Here is a 17,171-nt window from a genome sequence, read left to right as displayed (position 1 = left end):
ATCCGGCTCCCACAGCGGCTTGACTGATCGTTAGGCTTTTATCCCAGATGGAGACCCGGTTTATGCAGCACAACGTTATCCTGGTCGTGCTCGATGGCCTGAATTACGAGGTCGCCCGCCATGCCATGGGCCATCTCCAGGCTTACGCAGGCGCAGGACGCGCGGCGCTGTACAAACTGGAATGCGAGTTGCCCTCGCTCTCAAGACCGCTCTACGAATGTATTCTTACCGGTGTGGCTCCGATCCGCAGCGGCATCGTGCACAACCACGTCTCGCGTCTGTCCAACCAGCGCAGCGTGTTCCATTACGCCCGCGACGCCGGCCTGACCACGGCGGCGGCGGCCTATCACTGGGTCAGCGAGTTGTACAACCGCACGCCCTTCGTCGCCGCCCGTGACCGGCATACCCAGGATGAAGCGCTGGCGATCCAGCACGGCCATTTCTACTGGGTCGACCACTACCCCGATTCCCATCTGTTCGCCGATGCCGAAAGCCTGCGCCTGCAACACGCGCCGAACTTCCTGCTGGTGCATCCGATGAACATCGACGACGCCGGCCACAAGCACGGCCTCGACAGCGCGCAATACCGCAACAGCGCGCGTTCGGCCGACATCATCCTCGCCGACTACCTGCAAGGCTGGCTCGACGCCGGTTACCAGGTGCTGGTGACCGCCGACCACGGCATGAACAACGACCGCTCGCACAACGGCCTGCTGGCCGAAGAGCGCGAAGTGCCGCTGTTCGTCCTCGGCGCTGCCTTCAGTTTCAATCCCGACGCCACGCCCCGGCAAACGCAGCTCTGCGGCACGATCTGCGAACTGCTCGGCGTTCCCCATGACAAACCTGTATGCCGGGAGCTGTTGAAGTGAATTCACTCACCCGTGGCAAATGGCTGGCGGTGCTCTGCCTGGTGCCCTTTGCCCTGTTCTTTATCGTGTTCGAGATCGCGCCGCTGGTGTGGGTGCTGATCAACAGCCTGCAATCGGAAGACGACGGCTGGGGCCTGGCCAACTTCAGCAAGATCTTCAGCTCGAAGTTCTACCTGCAGGCGATCCAGTACAGCCTGGAAATCAGCTTCTGGTCCAGCGTGTTCGGCATGCTCATCGCCGTGCTCGGGGCCTACTCGCTGCGCCGGGTCGACTCGCGCCTGCGCGACTTCGTCAACGCTTTCGCCAACATGACCAGCAACTTCGCCGGCGTGCCGCTGGCCTTCGCCTTCATCATCCTGCTGGGCTTCAACGGCACCATCACCATCATGCTGAAACAGGCCGGGATCATTCAGGATTTCAACCTGTACTCGAAAACCGGGCTGATCATTCTCTACACCTACTTCCAGATTCCCCTCGGCGTGCTGCTGCTCTACCCGGCCTTCGACGCCCTGCGTGAAGACTGGCGCGAGTCCGCCGCGCTGCTCGGTGCCGACGGCTGGCAGTTCTGGCGGCATATCGGCCTGCCGGTGCTGACCCCGGCGCTGCTGGGCACCTTCGTGATCCTCCTGGCCAACGCCCTCGGCGCCTACGCCACGGTGTATGCACTGACCACCGGCAACTTCAACGTGTTGCCGATCCGTATCGCCGCCATGGTCTCCGGCGACATCAGCCTCGATCCGAACATGGCCAGTGCGCTGGCGGTGATCCTGGTGGGCCTGATGACCTTCGTAACCTTGATCCACCAGTGGCTGTTGAAGAGGAGCTACCATGTCGCGCGCTGAACCCGGCTCCGCCGCCCTGTACCACCGCATGGTGGTCTACCTGTTGTTCCTGATCCTGCTGCTGCCGCTGGCCGGTACCCTGGTCTACTCGATTGCCAGCAGTTGGTCGGCGACCATCCTGCCCGCCGGCTTCACCTTCAAGTGGTACTTGCAACTGTGGAGCGACCCACGCTTTCTCAATGCCTTCGGCCAGTCGCTGATCGTCTGCGTCGGCTCGCTGGTGTTGTCGGTGGTGCTGATCCTGCCGCTGCTGTTCGTCGTGCACTACCACTTCCCCCGGCTCGACGCGCTGATGAACATCCTCATCCTGCTGCCCTTCGCGGTGCCGCCGGTGGTGTCCTCGGTGGGCCTGTTGCAGCTCTACGGTTCCGGACCGTTCGCCATGGTCGGCACGCCGTGGATCCTGATCGGCTGCTACTTCACCGTGGCCTTGCCGTTCATGTACCGGGCGATCACCAACAACCTGCAGGCGATCAACCTGCGCGACCTGATGGACGCCGCCCATCTGCTCGGCGCCAGCACCTGGCAGGCGGCGTTCCTGGTGGTGCTGCCAAACCTGCGCAAGGGCCTGATGGTCGCGCTGCTGCTGTCGTTCTCCTTCCTGTTCGGCGAATTCGTCTTCGCCAACATCCTGGTGGGTACCCGCTATGAAACCCTGCAGGTGTACCTGAACAACATGCGCAACAGCAGCGGCCACTTCACCAGTGCCCTGGTGATCTCCTACTTTCTTTTCGTGCTGGTGCTCACTTGGGTTGCCAACCGCTTGAACAAGGACAAAAGCCAATGAGCTTCATCAGTGTCCAGAACCTGAAAAAAACCTACGCCGGCACCACGGTGTTCAGCGACATCAACTGCGAGATCGCCAAGGGTGAATTCGTCACCCTGCTCGGCCCGTCCGGTTGCGGCAAATCCACCCTGCTGCGCTGCATCGCCGGCCTGACCCCGGTGGACAGCGGCAAGATCCTCCTCGACGACCAGGACATCGTCCCGCTGAGCCCGCAGAAACGCGCGATCGGCATGGTGTTCCAGAGCTACGCGCTGTTCCCCAACATGACCGTGGAGCAGAACGTCGCCTTTGGCCTGAAGATGCAGAAGGTCAATGCCGACGACAGCCACAAGCGCGTCATCGAGGCCCTCAAGCTGGTGGAACTGCACGACTTTGCCGCGCGCTACCCGCATCAACTCTCCGGCGGCCAATGCCAGCGCGTGGCCCTGGCCCGCTCGCTGGTGACCCGCCCGCGCTTGTTGCTGCTCGACGAGCCGCTGTCGGCCCTGGATGCGCGGATTCGCAAACACCTGCGCGAACAGATCCGGGCGATCCAGCGCGAACTGGGCCTGACCACGATTTTCGTCACCCATGACCAGGAAGAAGCCCTGACCATGAGCGACCGGATCTTCCTGATGAACCAGGGCAAGATCGTCCAGAGCGGCGATGCCGAATCGCTCTACACCGCGCCGGTGGACGTGTTTGCCGCCGGCTTTATCGGCAACTACAACCTGCTCGATGCCGACGCGGCCAGCCGTCTGTTGCAGCGACCGATCAACAGCCGCATTGCCATTCGTCCGGAAGCCATCGAGCTGCGGGCCGAGGGCGAGCTGGACGCGCTGATCCGCGGTCACAGCCTGCTGGGCAACGTTATCAGGTATCGGGTCGAGGCCCGCGGCGTGGAACTGGTGGTGGACGTGCTCAACCGCTCGGCCGCCGACCTGCACCCCGAGGGTCGGCGTTTGTCGCTGTCTATCGATCCGAGTGCGCTATGTGAGGTAGCCTGATGTCCTTAGAGCGTTTGAAGAGAGAGCGGTACTGATGGCCTTGGCAATTTTTGATCTGGACGACACCCTGATCCACGGCGACTGCGCCACGCTCTGGAGCGAGCAGATGGTTCGCCTGGGCTGGGTCGACCCGGAGACGTTCATGCAGCGCAACAACGAGCTGATGGATGCCTACAGCCGCGGCGAACTGGCCATGGAAGACTACATGCTGTTCAGCCTGGAACCGATGGCCGGGCGCACCCCGGAAGAAATCGCCCACCTGGTGGCGCCGTGGGTCGAGGATGTGATCGAGCCGCTGATCTACAGCGATGCGTGCAAGGTCATTGCCGCCCACCGCGCGGCGGGTGACCGGATCCTGGTGATCTCGGCGTCCGGCATCCACCTGGTCAAGGCGATTGCCGAGCGTGTCGGCATCGACGAAGTACTGGGCATCGACCTCGACGTGCTGCACGGTGTCTACACCGGCCATACCGTCGGCACCCTCACCTATCGCGAAGGCAAGATCGTGCGCTTGCTGGAATGGCTGGATGCCGAAGGCGAGAATCTGGAAGGCGCGAGTTTCTATTCGGACTCACGCAACGACCTGCCGTTGTTGCTCAAGGTTGACTGCCCGAATGTGGTCAACCCGGACCCGGTGCTGCGCGAGCAGGCGGAAAAGTCCGGTTGGCCGGTGCATCACTGGAAATAGGCGCTCCTTGTGAGTGCAGGCCTGGGTGGGAAGGAGCTTATGTGGGAGCGGAGCTTGCCCGCGAAGAGGGCCGCAAGATCGCTAAAAGCTTCGCGGGCAAACTCCGCTCCCACAGTATATCCATCAAGCCCAGTTCCCACGGCAATACGCATTGGGGAAAGGTAGCGGCTCAGCCCAGCGCCGCGTCGATCGCCAGCACCAGCTTCCCCGCCACCTGATTACTCGCCAGCGCTTCAAACGCCGCCTCGGCATCCTTGATCGGGAAGACCTTGGCCAACTGCGGGCTCAAGCGCTTCTCGGCAAACAATGGCCAGACATGCTCACCCAGGTCACGCAACAGATCGGCCTTGAACTGATCGTCGCGGCTGCGCAGGGTCGAGCCCAGCAACTGGATGCGCTTGGCGAGGATCCTGGCCAGGTCCAGCTGGGTTTCCCGGCCGCCCATCAAGCCGATCAGCACCCACCGTCCGTCAGCTGACAAAAGTTTCACGTTCAGCGCGGCGTAGTTCGCGCCCACCGGATCGAGGATCACATCGAAGGGCCCGAAGTCACTCAACCCCTCGATATCGTCACCGCGGACCACCCCACCCTGGGCCCCCAGCGCCTCGCAATAGGCCAGCCGATCGGCCGAACCGACACTCACCCAGCAGGGGTTGCCGAAGGCCTTGCACAGCTGGATCGCCGCCGAACCGACGCCACTGGCACCGGCATGCAAGAGCACTTTTTCACCCGGTTTGAGCCCGGCCAACTGGAACAGATTCAACCAGGCGGTGGCGTAGACCTCAGGCAGCGCGGCCGCTTCCAGCAGGCTCAAGCCTTCCGGCACCGGCAGCACATGCCGCCCGTCGACCACCACCTCCTCGGCCATGCCACCACCGGCCAGCAGCGCGCAAACCCGGTCGCCGACCTGCCAGGAGGCCCCCGGCCCGACTTCGCTGATCACCCCGGAACACTCCAGGCCCAGCACCTGGCTGGCCCCCGGCGGCGGCGGATAGAGCCCGGCCTTCTGCAACAAATCGGCGCGATTGAGTCCCGCCGCCGCCACCCGAATCCGAACCTGCCCCACATCGCAGGTCGGACTCGGCTCTTCAACCCACTCCACTTGACCTTCAACGCCTTGCAATGCTTTCACAGTGCCTCCATAGTGAGTCTGGACTGAGCCCGTAGCTGTAGCGCCGGGCTTTTTGCATTATGCGACCGGCCCGAGGGTCGTACCAAACGCGCAATGGGCGGTTTTGGTGCGCAGTCCCACGGAACCGGCGACTTTAAAGACGGCCTAATATGCGTTATCAATTGCCCCCGCGTCGAATCAGCATGAAGCATCTGTTCCCCAGCACCGCACTTGCTCTTTTCATTGGCCTTGGCATGTCCACGTTTTCGGCCAATACGTTCGCAGCCAATAGCTGGGACAATCTTCAGCCCGACCATGACGAGGTGATTGCCAGCCTGAACGTCGTCGAGTTGCTCAAGCGTAATCACTACAGCAAGCCGCCGCTGGACGACGCGCGCTCGGTGATCATCTATGAGAGCTATCTCAAGCTGCTCGATCCGTCGCGCAGTTATTTCCTGGCCAGCGACATCGCCGAATTCGACAAATGGAAAACCCAATTTGACGACTTCCTCAAGAGCGGCGACCTGAATGCCGGGTTCACCATCTACAAGCGCTACCTGGACCGGGTCAAAGCGCGTCTGGACTTCAGCCTTGCCGAGTTGAGCAAGGGCGTCGACAAGATGGATTTCACCACCCAGGAAACCTTGCTGATCGATCGCAAGGACGCCCCGTGGCTGAAGACCACCGCCGAGCTCGACGACCTGTGGCGCAAACGCGTCAAGGACGAAGTGCTGCGCCTGAAGATCGCCGGCAAGGATCCCAAGGCGATCCAGGACCTGCTGGTCAAGCGCTACAAGAATCAGCTGACGCGCCTCGACCAGACCCGCGCCGAAGATATCTTCCAGGCCTACATCAATACCTTTGCGATGTCCTACGACCCGCACACCAACTATCTGTCTCCGGATAGCGCGGAAAACTTCGACATCAATATGAGCCTGTCCCTCGAAGGCATCGGCGCCGTGCTGCAGAGCGACAATGACCTGGTCAAGGTCGTGCGCCTGGTGCCGTCGGGCCCGGCGGACAAGACCAAGCAGGTCGCTCCGGCCGACAAGATCGTCGGTGTCGCCCAAGGTGACAAAGAGATGGTCGACGTGATCGGCTGGCGCCTGGACGAAGTGGTCAAGCTGATCCGCGGGCCGAAAGGCTCGGTGGTGCGCCTGGAAGTGATTCCGGCCAGCAATGCACCGAACGACCAGACCAGCAAGATCGTTTCCATCACCCGTGAATCGGTGAAACTGGAAGACCAGGCCGCGAGCAAGTCGATCCTGCACCTCAAGCAGGACGGCAAGGACTACAAGCTCGGGGTGATCGACATCCCGGCCTTCTACCTCGACTTCAAGGCCTTCCGTGCCGGCGATCCGGACTACAAGAGCACCACCCGCGACGTGAAGAAACTGCTCGGCGAGTTGCAGAAGGACGGCGTCGACGGCGTGGTCATCGACCTGCGCAACAATGGCGGCGGTTCCCTGCAGGAAGCTACCGAGCTGACCAGCCTGTTTATCGACAAGGGCCCGACCGTGCTGGTGCGTAACGCCGAAGGCAAGGTCGACGTGCTCGAAGACGAAAGCCCGGGCGCCTTCTACAAAGGCCCGATGGCGCTGCTGGTCAACCGCTTGTCCGCCTCGGCCTCGGAGATCTTCGCCGGTGCCATGCAGGACTACCACCGTGCCTTGATCATCGGCGGCCAGACCTTCGGCAAAGGTACCGTGCAAACCATCCAGCCGCTCAATCATGGCGAGCTGAAACTGACCTTGGCGAAGTTCTACCGGGTGTCCGGGCAGAGCACCCAGCACCAGGGCGTGCTGCCGGACGTGGATTTCCCGTCGATCATAGACACCAAGGAAATCGGCGAGAGCGCGTTGCCGGAAGCCATGCCATGGGACACCATCCGGCCTTCGATCAGGCCGGCGATGGACCCGTTCAAGCCGTTCCTGGCCCAGCTCAAGTCTGATCACGAGGCGCGGGCGTCGAAGGATGCGGAGTTCATCTTCATTCGCGACAAGCTGGCCCTGGCCGAGAAGCTGATGAAGGAAAAAACCGTAAGCCTGAACGAGGCCCAGCGGCGTGCCCAGCGCACCGATATCGACGCCAAGCAACTGGCCATGGAGAACGCCCGTCGCAAGGCCAAGGGCGAAGATCCGCTCAAGGAACTGAAGAAGGAAGACGAGGACGCCTTGCCGCCAGACCCGGACAAGAAGACCAAGCCGGAAGACGACGCCTACCTGAGCGAGACCGGGCGTATCCTGCTGGACTATCTGCGTTTGAACACGGCGGTGGCGAAACATTGAAAGATGCTGGCAATTTAATGTGAAGGCGCTTTGGAGCGTCATCAAATAGTCATCATTCTGTCGTGAAATAAAGGACTGGGCATGGCTCTTGTAAATAGAGTCGGGCCCGGTCCTTTTTTTATCGACCGAGACAGCCATGACCATGACCGAACAGCTGAACGCCCTGAGTTCAATCCTGGCTCAGAACGGTCTGCACAGCTTGTTCCAACCGATCATCTCGCTCTCCGAACGACGGATCGTCGGCTATGAGGCGCTCAGTCGGGGCCCGTCCAACAGTCCGCTGCACTCCCCCATCAACCTGTTCGCCGTGGCCCGCCAGGCCGGCCGCCTCAGCGAGCTGGAAATGCTCTGCCGCCTCAGTGCCTGCCGCCACTTCAGCGAACAGAAGCTGCCGGGCAAACTCTTTCTCAACGTTTCGCCGGAATCCTTGCTCGAACCGACCCACCAGCCCGGGCGCACGCTGAAGTTGTTGCAGGACTTCGGCATCGACCCGAGCAATGTGGTGATCGAGCTCACCGAGCAGACCCCGACCGACGATTTCCAACTGCTGCAAAACGCCTTGCACCACTATCGCGCCATGGGCTTCTCCATTGCCCTGGATGATCTGGGGGCCGGCTATTCGAGCTTGCGCCTGTGGTCGGAGCTGCGCCCGGACTATGTGAAGATCGACCGGCACTTTATCGACGGCATCCACCAGGACGGACTCAAGCGCGAATTCGTCGGCTCCATTCTGCAAATCGCCAAGGCTTCCCGGGCCCTGGTGATCGCTGAAGGCATCGAGCTGCCGGAAGAACTGGCGGTGCTCACCGAGATGGGCGTCGATCTGGTCCAGGGCTACCTGCTCTGCCGGCCACAGGAACAGCCGCCACAGGAAGCACGCACACTGCTGCCCAAGCTCGAGGCCGCTTCGCTGGCCCTCAACGAAGAGGCCGGTGACCTCAGCGCCCTGCTCAGCGTACAACCGGCCGTAGCCCTGAAGACCGCGACGGCGGATGTGCTGGAAGCCTTCCGCCGCCAGGCCAACCTCAACTCGCTGGCGGTGCTCGATGAGCACAATCACCCGTGTGGCATCGTGCACCGGCATTCGCTCTCGGAGGCCTTGCTCAAGCCTTTCGCTACCGAGCTGTTCGCCCGCAAGCCGATCAGCCGACTGATGAGCGATGACTTCCTGGCGGTCGAATCGAGCCAGTCCTTGCAGCAGGTCAGCCGCTTGCTCACCAGCCGCGCCCGGCAGCGGATCGAGGAAGATTTCATCATCACCCAGAACGGCCAGTACCTGGGCCTGGGCCGGGTCATTGATGTGTTGAAACTGATTACCGAACTGAAGATCCAGCAAGCCCGCTATGCCAATCCGCTGACCCTGCTGCCGGGCAATGTGCCGATCCAGCAATGCCTGACGCGATTGCTGCAACAGGCCCGCGAATCGGTGATCTGCTACGTCGATATCGACAGCTTCAAGCCGTTCAACGATATCTACGGCTATGGTCGCGGGGATGAAGTGTTGCTATGCCTGGCACAGTGCCTGAACGACCGTATTGACCCGAGCCGGGATTTCGTCGGGCATATCGGCGGCGATGACTTCCTGCTGGTGCTGGGCGAGGAGGATTGGCGCAAGCGCCTGAATCAGTTGCTGGAGGACTTCCAGAACCAGTGTCGGCGCTTCTACCGCGCCGAGCACCTGGAGGCCGGCTGCTTCATCGCTTCGAACCGCCAGGGCCAGCGCCAGGAATTCCCGCTGTTGTCGCTGTCCATCGGCGTGGTGCATTTGAAGCCCGAATCCTGCACACGGCTGGATGCCGCGCAGTTGGCCGAGCTGGCCTCCCGGGCTAAGCATCACGCGAAGAATGTACCGGGCTACAGCATTCATGTGATCGACAGTGAGACGATCATCGCCGCGGCGGCTGACCTGGAGACTGCTCCGACCTGGGCCAAGCCCTAAGTCGCCTCCGGCTCACGCGCTCCACCTTGTGGCGAGCGGGCTTGCCCGCGCTCGACTGCGAAGCAGTCGCAAAACCAGAGTCCCGGTTACTTCTGATACACCGCGTTTGCAGGTTTCAGGGGCGCTTCGCCCCCCCAGCGCGGGCAAGCCCGCTCGCCACAGGGGTCCGTGCTCGTCTCAAATACCTTTAGGGTCAGGCCTCGGCCGACTCGGGGTAATCGTACTCGAACACCCGCACCACTTCCGAAGCATGCCAGGACGCCGCGGCCACGCCGTCGGACGGGCCGGAAAAACGCCCCAGACGCTCGACACACTCGAAGAACCCCGTGCGCGGCAAGCGACTCGCGCCCTGGCTGATCACCAGTGAACTGCGCAACGGCTGTTCGGCCTTGGCATCCAGGGCCGCCAGGTGCTCCAGCGCCGCCGTCAGGGTTTGCATCGCCGGACTGGGCAGCTGCAAACGCTCCAGCAAAGCGCGATAGGTCAACAGATGCCGCTGGCGACGCGCCTGGTCAAGCTCACCCAACAGCCCATCCCAGTGCTGACGACTGATGCGCACGCTCACGATGCTTCCCTCCATCCCGCCACACCCAATTCCCAGGCCAGGCTGCGACGAATCGCAGCATCAGGCTCACGCTCGCCGCTTTCGATCAACCCCAGGTACGAAGGACTGATGCCCACCGTGCGCGCCAGGGTTTCGATCGCCAGGCCCTTGGCTTCGCGCAGGCTGCGCAACTGCCCGAACGCCGGTAAGACATCGACCGGCGGCATCGGGCTGGCAGGAGGAGATTGAGGCGCTTGCTGGCTGCTCAAACCGGCAGCCTGGAGTAACGTTTGATACTGGGCCCAGGGCAGAACCGCATATTCCGGTTCTCCGTCACGTGTAATTATTTGAAGATCCATCACCACACCCCGTAGGACTTTTACACATAGCGAGTCGGCGCTTTCCTTGTAGCTTAATCTTAACAGCCGCCAAGGTCGCTAGTGTGTGTTCTTCAAGGGAACGGATCGGCATCAGTCCTTTTCGTGACGTTCCAGTTGCAATTGCTCGGGTGTATCCGGCAAATGCTCGATCGCCCGCAGTTGCTCCGGCGCCTGGCGTTCGAGCCAAGCGCGGAAAGCCGTCAGTTCCTGGTCCAGGGTGTTCATCACCCAGGCCAGTACCGCGATGTCGTCGAGCATGCCGAACACCGGGATAAAATCGGGGATCGCGTCGATCGGGCTGAGGAAGTACATCAAGCCCGCCACCACGGTGATCATCGACTTGACGCTGATGGCCCGATACTCACCGCGCCAGTAGGCCAGGCACAGGACCTGCAACAGCTTCAGGTCTTCCTTGAGCTTGCCCAGCCGGCCACCTTGATGCGCACTCTTGCTCGCCACGGCGAACAACAGGGTGGGCAGACGGCCGCGCAGCAACACCCGTTGGGCCATGGGCAGGAAGCGCGCGAAATTCCAGGGTGCTTTCATCTTCACTCCAATCGACAGCGACGCCAGGTTATCCACACAAATTGTGGATAACCTTGTGAACAGAGCCACTTTTCGACGCTGAAAGCCCCGCATTACAAGGGCCCAGCTCAGATCGGGCGTTTTTTACTCACTGAAAAAAAGCCATAATTTCATTGACTTGGCATCAGTCTACGATTAGGCCGGTTAGCTGAATATTAAGACTATACCGACCTACAGATGTTCGTTTTCTTACAGCCTGCAACACTCAGAAACGACAACGCCCCGATAACGGGGCGTTGTCATCAGCGCGCGCCTTACTTGGCGGCGTCTGCCTTGGCCGGATCCTTGATGGCCAGCAGTTCCAGGTCGAAGACCAGAACCGAGTTGGCCGGGATCGCCGGGCTTGGGCTTTGTGCGCCGTAGGCCAGGTCGCTCGGGATGTACAGTTTGTACTTCTCGCCGACGTGCATCAGTTGCAGGCCTTCGACCCAACCTGGAATCACACCGCTGACCGGCAGGTCGATCGGGCTGCCGCGTTCCACGGAGCTGTCGAAAGTGGTGCCATTGGTCAGCTTGCCGGTGTAGTGAACGGTCACTACATCGGTCGGCTTGGGTTGAGGACCGTCGGCTTTCTTGACCACTTCATACTGCAGGCCGGAAGCAGTGGTGACGACGCCCGGCTTCTTGGCGTTTTCCTCGAGGAATTTCTTGCCGGCAGCCGCCGACTCTTCGCTCAACTTGGCCATGCGCTCTTCAGCACGTTTCTGCAGCGCCGCAAAGGCTTCGACCAGTTCGTCGTCCTTGAGCTTCTGCGGTTTCTTGCCGACGGCATCTTCGATACCCTGGGCCACGGCTTTGGAATCGAGGTCATCCATGCCTTCCTGGGCCAGGCTCTTGCCCATGTTCAGGCCGATACCGTAGGAAGCTTTTTGCGCCGGGGTTTTCAGCTCTACGCTGGAATGCGAATCGCAACCCGCAAGTACCAGGCCTACCAGGGCCACCGCCGCCGCCAACCGATGCTGTTTCATGCTATTTCCTTGTTCATGCGCCTAAAGGGCAATCGTATAAAGCCGCGAGCTTATCAGGCCGCCACGACCAATGGCTACCGGCATGAGAGGGGCAAACAGCCAATAAGTTCAGGTGTTTGGGGCATTTTACAAAACCCTGACAGTCTGCTTACGTCTGCACGGACATGGCTGCGGCGCCACGAGCCAGCAGTCACGGCCATCATGGCTACTTGATGCCAGGCAACGGCTCAGGCATAAGAAGGCAACAACTCGACAAGGATGGTTATCTTGCGCATTTTTTACCGTGTATTACTGGCAGCGTTTCTCCTGATTTGCCTCGGCATCGCGGTGATCCTGTACTACGTCGTCAATCCGAAATTGCCGACTTACGTACCGGCCCAGGTGCGCTATCTGGAGCAATGGAGCGAGGCCGACCGCCAGACCTACTACTACACACCCCAGGGCACCCAGGTCAAAGGCCTGCGTTATGACTGGTTCACGGCCCTGGAATTGCCGTTTTCCGAACAGCGCTTTGCCGAGCCGGCTTATCTGGCGCGCTTCGGCTTTCTGAGCGACCCGAAACGGCCCGCCAGCGCGAACAACCCCGGTAACCTGCCGGTGGGTTTCGCCCGCCATCAGAATCCCGGCAGCCATGAGCAGTACCTGGATATCACCTGTGCCGCCTGCCATACCGGTGAGTTGCGCTATCAAGGCCAGGCGCTGCGGATCGACGGCGGCCCGGCCCAACATGTGCTGCCCTCCAGCGTACCGACGGTACGCGGTGGCAGTTTCGGCCAGGCCATGGTGGCGAGCCTGGCCGCCACCTATTACAACCCCTGGAAGTTCAAGCGCTTTGCCCACAAGGTCCTCGGCGACAACTATGAGGCCCAGTACGATCAGCTGCGCACGGACTTCAAGCAGTCGCTGGACACCTTCCTGCGGGTGGCCTGGAACGATACCCATCGCGGTCTCTATCCGACCCAGGAAGGCCCGGGACGCACCGACGCATTCGGGCGAATCGCCAATGCCAGCTTTGGCGATGCCATTTCCGAGAAGAACTACCGCGTCGCCAATGCCCCCGTGGATTACCCGCAACTCTGGGACATCTGGACCTTCGACTGGGTGCAGTGGACGGCTTCGGCGCAGCAGCCCATGGCGCGCAATATCGGCGAAGCCCTCGGGGTCGGCGCCACGCTGAACTTCTTCGACGCCAATGGCCAGCCGTTGCAAGGTGATGCCCGCTACCCTTCCGGGGTGCGCGTGCGTGACCTGCAACGGATCGAGGAAACCCTCAAGCACCTGCAGCCGCCGCACTGGCCGGAGGATCTGTTCGGCAAGGTCGACCTGCCGTTGGCCGCCAAGGGCCGCGGGTTGTTCGCGGAAAACTGTGCCGGCTGCCATGTGCCACCGGTGACCACGGAAAACGGACGCCCGGTAAAACATCTGGTGTCGATTCCGCTCGCGGTGATCGGCACCGATCCGAACACCGCCAACAACATCGCCGACAATCGTTACGACCTGAGTGCGCTGCAATGGAACCCGGCCGAGCTGGCGAAGCTGCCGGTCCAGCTGCACCCGACGCCCGATGCGCCGCTGGACATGACGCAGTTGTCGGTGGCCAAGGGCCTGGCCTACGTCACCGCCTTCGTCGAAGAGCGTGCTTATCGCGAAGCCAAGGTCACGCCTGAAGAACGCCCGGCCATGGATGGTTTCGGCCTGCCCATCGGCGTGCTCGAACAACGCGCCTACAAGGCCCGGCCGCTGGCCGGCGTGTGGGCCACCCCGCCGTTCCTGCACAACGGTTCGGTGCCTTCGCTGTACCAACTGCTCTCGCCCCAGGACGAGCGCGCCAGCAGCTTCTATCGCGGCACCTTCGAATACGATCCGCGACATCTCGGTTATCGCCAGGAAGCCTTCACCAATGGCTTCCTGTACGACACCCGAATCAGTGGTAACCACAACAGCGGCCACGAATTCCGCGCCGGCAAGCGTGGCAATGGTGTGATCGGTCGCTTGCTGCAGCCCGAGGAACGCTGGGCCCTGCTCGAATACCTGAAAGTCCTGGGCGGCCCGCTGGAGTCGCAACTGCCATGACCCCTTCCCTTCGCGCTTACGTTAAAAGGATCTCTACATGCTGACCCGACTCTGGCTGCGCCTCGGCGCCTTTCTGGGCAAGAGCCTGCTGATCCTGATCGGCCTCGGCCTGGTCGGCTGGGCCCTGGCCAGCGGCTGGTACGCCTGGCGCCACAGTGGCCCGGTATCCACCGAGGAACAGATCCCCGCAGGTGAATCGGCCATGACCCAGGACATCATCCAGACCGCCGTGCGCATCGTCGACCAACACCGCGAGGGCACCCGCTACCTGCGTGACGCGCATGCCAAGGCCCACGGTTGCGTGAAGGCCGAGGTCCAGGTGCCGAGTGATCTGAGCAGCGATCTGCGCCAAGGTGTTTTTGCCGAACCGGGCAAGACCTGGCAGGCGCTGATTCGCCTGTCCAATGGCAACGCCTATCCGCAGTTCGACAGTATTCGCGACGCCCGCGGCATGGCGTTGAAATTGCTCGATGTAGCGGGCAAGCAATTGCTGCCGGGACAACAGGGGCGCAATGAACAGGACTTCGTGATGTTCAGCCATCCGAACTTTTTCGTCAGTGACGTCGCCGAGTACCAGCAGAACATCGGGGCCCAGGCGGACGGCAAGCAGGTGCTGGCGTTTTTCCCGAGCTGGAATCCGACCACCTGGCAGGTACGCCATCTGTTTATTGCCCTGGCGACCTTGGCGCCGGCGCCGAGCAGTCCGACGCAGACCACTTACTTCTCGGTCTCGCCGTACAAGTTCGGCAATGACAACGCCAAGTTCCGCGTGGCTCCCGATCCGCAGAGCTGCCCGGAATATGCCTTGCCGAAGCAGAATGAGGACCTGCCGAACTTCCTGCGCAGCGCCCTGGGCCAACAGTTATCCACAGACCGGGTCCCGGCCTGCTTCGTCTTGCAGATCCAACGGCAGAACGCCCATTTGTATATGCCGATCGAAGACACCAGCATCGAGTGGAAGGAGAGCGACGCGCCGTTCCAGACCGTGGCGCGGATTCGGATCCCGGCCCAGGATTTCGATACGCTGGAACAGAATATCGCCTGTGACAACCAGTCGTTCAGTCCCTGGCATGGGCTGGAGGCACATCGACCGATTGGTGGGATCAACCGGCTGCGTAAAGCGGTGTATGACGCGGTCAGCGATTACCGGCATAGCCGCAATGCCGAACAATGAAAGCCACCCTGCTGACACGTCCCTGTGGCGAGCGGGCTTGCCCGCGCTCGACTGCGCAGCAGTCGCAAAACCGGCTATCTCGGTTTACCTGATGCACCGGATTTGCCGGTTCTGGGGCCGCTTCGCGGCCCAGCGCGGGCAAGCCCGCTCGCCACAAATGGTGTTCGCCGGATACCCTCTACAAACCCCAGACGACAAAAAGCCCGCACAAGGCGGGCTTTCTGTGATGACCTGGCGTTCAGTGCTCCAGATCATTTGAAGATGGCGCAGCGGACGGGACTCGAACCCGCGACCCCCGGCGTGACAGGCCGGTATTCTAACCGACTGAACTACCGCTGCGCGTAGCGTTGAAGCGAAATGGTGGGTGATGACGGGATCGAACCGCCGACCCTCTGCTTGTAAGGCAGATGCTCTCCCAGCTGAGCTAATCACCCTTTCGTTTCGGTGCGGGCGCATTATGCCACAAAAAATCCATAACGCACTGATTTAAATAATCTTTTTTGAATGCCTGAATTTCTCGATAGCGCGCCAGCCAAAAAGCCGCGGGAAATGGCTCGCCGACCGAGGCCGACACCCCGCCGGCGCCGGCCTGCAATGGATTATTTCAGCGCCACCGAAGCACTGCCAGGGCGCCTGTCGAGGTCAGGCTGGACATGCCCACGGACCGCCAGGATGACCACCAGCATACCCAACCCGCACACGCCGGCGGTGATCACGAACGCGACGTTGTAACCACCGCCGTACTGCACCACCAGGCCGGTCAACGACGGCGCGATGATGCCCGCGAGGTTGGCCAGCAAATGAACGAAACCGCCAGTACCGCCCACGCGATTCTTCGGCACGATGTCCTGGATCAGCGCCCAGCAGATCTGTGGTGTGACGAACAGGAAAATACTCGACACCGTGATGCAGGTGACCGCCAGGCTCAACGACGACACCTGGGTGGTGATCATCACGCAGCTGGCCGCCACCCCGAGGCCGACGATCAACACGCACTTGCGCGCCAGGATCACGTTACCCAGCTTCCGCGCCAACGCATCAGTGACAAACCCGCCACCGAGAAAGCCTAATGCCGCGCCCAACCACGGAATCACGGCAATGATACTCATGCTTTTGATGTCCAGATGCTGATAGTCCATCAGGTAGCTGGGCAACCAGGTCAGGAAGAAATACAGCACGTAGTTGAAGCAGAAGAACGCGGTCGCGACGGCCAGTACCGGGGCGGAAAAAATGTAGCTGACCAGGCTGCGGCCTTCCCGCACCCCCTCGACCAATACCTCGGCACGGCTGACACGAATCAACTCGCGCTCGGCCTCGGACACCTTGGGGTGCTGCTCGGGCGTGTCCTTGAATATCCACAACCAGGCCAGCAGCCACAGCGCGCCCAGCAAGGCAATCACCACGAACGACACGCGCCAGCCGTAATTGAACGCCACCAGGCCGACGATCGGCCCGGCCAGGGCGGCGCCCAATGGCTGGCCGCAGTTGGTGAAACCCAGCGCCCGCCCGGCCTCTTCCCGGGGGAACCAGTTGGTGATCGCCTTATTGGTGGTAGTGCCCATCGGGCCCTCGCCCATGCCGAACAACACCCGGAAAATCAGCAGGTGGACGTACCCGGTAATGACCGCCGTCAAGCCGCAAAACAGCGACCAGACACCTGCCGCCCAGGCAAAGACCTTTTTCGGGCCGTAGCTATCGGCCGCCCAACCGCCGACAAAGCACAGGGCGCAGTAGCCGATGAAAAAGCTGCTGAAGATAAAGCCCATCTGGGCATCGTCGATGTGCAGTTCGGTTTTCAACAGTGGCGCCACCACTGACAATGCGGCGCGATCCAGGTAGTTGAGCATGCCGGCAAAAAACAGCAGCCCGGCGATTTTCCAACGGTAGTTGCCTTTCATTTTTCATGGCCTTTATTGTTTTTGGAGTGACAGCGTGGG

15 protein-coding genes and 2 tRNA genes are annotated in these 17,171 nt (G+C 61.5%); 9 read left to right on the top strand and 8 right to left on the bottom strand.

Annotation, left to right across the window (positions count from 1 at the left end):
• Positions 1-62 precede the first annotated feature (62 nt).
• Genes M5B96_RS11795 through M5B96_RS11775 form a run of 5 tightly spaced genes read left to right on the top strand, consistent with a single transcriptional unit; the run spans position 63 to position 4,172 of the window.
• Positions 63-869: an alkaline phosphatase family protein gene (locus M5B96_RS11795; protein ID WP_248796873.1), complete on the top strand. Its 807-nt coding sequence runs from the start codon at positions 63-65 to the stop codon at positions 867-869.
• Positions 866-1,711, top strand: coding sequence for an ABC transporter permease (locus tag M5B96_RS11790; RefSeq protein ID WP_248796872.1), 846 nt, complete (start codon positions 866-868; stop codon positions 1,709-1,711). The genes M5B96_RS11795 and M5B96_RS11790 overlap by 4 nt, the downstream gene beginning before the upstream one ends.
• On the top strand, positions 1,698-2,498 hold the full coding sequence (locus M5B96_RS11785) for an ABC transporter permease (protein WP_248796871.1): 801 nt from the start codon (positions 1,698-1,700) through the stop codon (positions 2,496-2,498). Before M5B96_RS11790 ends, M5B96_RS11785 begins: the two co-directional genes overlap by 14 nt.
• Positions 2,495-3,484 (top strand): ABC transporter ATP-binding protein, encoded by a 990-nt coding sequence (locus tag M5B96_RS11780; protein WP_248796870.1) that lies wholly within the window; start codon positions 2,495-2,497, stop codon positions 3,482-3,484. Before M5B96_RS11785 ends, M5B96_RS11780 begins: the two co-directional genes overlap by 4 nt.
• A 34-nt stretch (positions 3,485-3,518) precedes the next feature.
• Positions 3,519-4,172 (top strand): HAD family hydrolase, encoded by a 654-nt coding sequence (locus M5B96_RS11775; protein ID WP_248796869.1) that lies wholly within the window; start codon positions 3,519-3,521, stop codon positions 4,170-4,172.
• A 169-nt stretch (positions 4,173-4,341) separates the two neighbouring features.
• Here the strand turns inward: M5B96_RS11775 and M5B96_RS11770 are convergent, their stop codons facing one another.
• Complete coding sequence (locus M5B96_RS11770; protein ID WP_248796868.1) at positions 4,342-5,304, bottom strand: NAD(P)H-quinone oxidoreductase; 963 nt, start codon at positions 5,302-5,304, stop codon at positions 4,342-4,344.
• Between the two features lie 182 nt (positions 5,305-5,486).
• Between M5B96_RS11770 and M5B96_RS11765 the strand changes: the two genes are divergently transcribed.
• Both M5B96_RS11765 and M5B96_RS11760 read left to right on the top strand, forming a co-directional pair.
• Entirely contained in the window at positions 5,487-7,571 is a 2,085-nt protein-coding gene (locus tag M5B96_RS11765) for a carboxy terminal-processing peptidase (protein WP_248796867.1), read from the top strand.
• 136 nt (positions 7,572-7,707) lie between these two features.
• Positions 7,708-9,510 carry a bifunctional diguanylate cyclase/phosphodiesterase gene (locus M5B96_RS11760; RefSeq protein ID WP_248796866.1) on the top strand — a complete coding sequence of 601 codons (1,803 nt, stop codon included), beginning with the start codon at positions 7,708-7,710 and terminating at the stop codon, positions 9,508-9,510.
• Between the two features lie 193 nt (positions 9,511-9,703).
• On the opposite strand, the gene M5B96_RS11755 is transcribed toward M5B96_RS11760, so the two are convergent.
• From M5B96_RS11755 to M5B96_RS11740, 4 genes are all read right to left on the bottom strand, one after another.
• Positions 9,704-10,075 (bottom strand): hypothetical protein, encoded by a 372-nt coding sequence (locus M5B96_RS11755; RefSeq protein ID WP_040065236.1) that lies wholly within the window; start codon positions 10,073-10,075, stop codon positions 9,704-9,706.
• A complete protein-coding gene (locus M5B96_RS11750; protein WP_248796865.1) occupies positions 10,072-10,413 on the bottom strand; it encodes a helix-turn-helix domain-containing protein in 342 nt (113 codons plus the stop codon). Before M5B96_RS11750 ends, M5B96_RS11755 begins: the two co-directional genes overlap by 4 nt.
• 111 nt (positions 10,414-10,524) lie before the next feature.
• Positions 10,525-10,980 carry a YkvA family protein gene (locus tag M5B96_RS11745; protein WP_248796864.1) on the bottom strand — a complete coding sequence of 152 codons (456 nt, stop codon included), beginning with the start codon at positions 10,978-10,980 and terminating at the stop codon, positions 10,525-10,527.
• 293 nt (positions 10,981-11,273) lie between these two features.
• A complete protein-coding gene (locus M5B96_RS11740) occupies positions 11,274-11,987 on the bottom strand; it encodes an FKBP-type peptidyl-prolyl cis-trans isomerase (RefSeq protein ID WP_248796863.1) in 714 nt (237 codons plus the stop codon).
• A gap of 267 nt (positions 11,988-12,254) precedes the next feature.
• On the opposite strand from M5B96_RS11740, the gene M5B96_RS11735 reads away from it, so the two are divergent.
• Complete coding sequence (locus tag M5B96_RS11735; RefSeq protein WP_248796862.1) at positions 12,255-14,060, top strand: di-heme-cytochrome C peroxidase; 1,806 nt, start codon at positions 12,255-12,257, stop codon at positions 14,058-14,060.
• Between the two features lie 37 nt (positions 14,061-14,097).
• The gene (locus M5B96_RS11730; RefSeq protein ID WP_248796861.1) at positions 14,098-15,234 is read left to right on the top strand and encodes a catalase family protein; all 1,137 of its coding nucleotides are present in this window, start codon (positions 14,098-14,100) and stop codon (positions 15,232-15,234) included.
• Positions 15,235-15,496: 262 nt separating this feature from the next.
• Here the strand turns inward: M5B96_RS11730 and M5B96_RS11725 are convergent.
• From M5B96_RS11725 to M5B96_RS11715, 3 genes are all read right to left on the bottom strand, one after another.
• Positions 15,497-15,573, bottom strand: a tRNA-Asp gene (locus M5B96_RS11725).
• 19 nt (positions 15,574-15,592) lie between these two features.
• A tRNA-Val gene (locus M5B96_RS11720) sits at positions 15,593-15,668 on the bottom strand.
• A 165-nt stretch (positions 15,669-15,833) separates the two neighbouring features.
• Complete coding sequence (locus M5B96_RS11715; protein WP_248796860.1) at positions 15,834-17,132, bottom strand: MFS transporter; 1,299 nt, start codon at positions 17,130-17,132, stop codon at positions 15,834-15,836.
• Positions 17,133-17,171 lie beyond the last annotated feature (39 nt).

The sequence above is a fragment of the Pseudomonas sp. MWU13-2105 genome (assembly GCF_023242315.1).
Classification (GTDB): domain Bacteria; phylum Pseudomonadota; class Gammaproteobacteria; order Pseudomonadales; family Pseudomonadaceae; genus Aquipseudomonas.
Note: the sequence above shows the minus strand (reverse complement) of the source record. Positions and strands in the feature narration are given on the sequence as shown.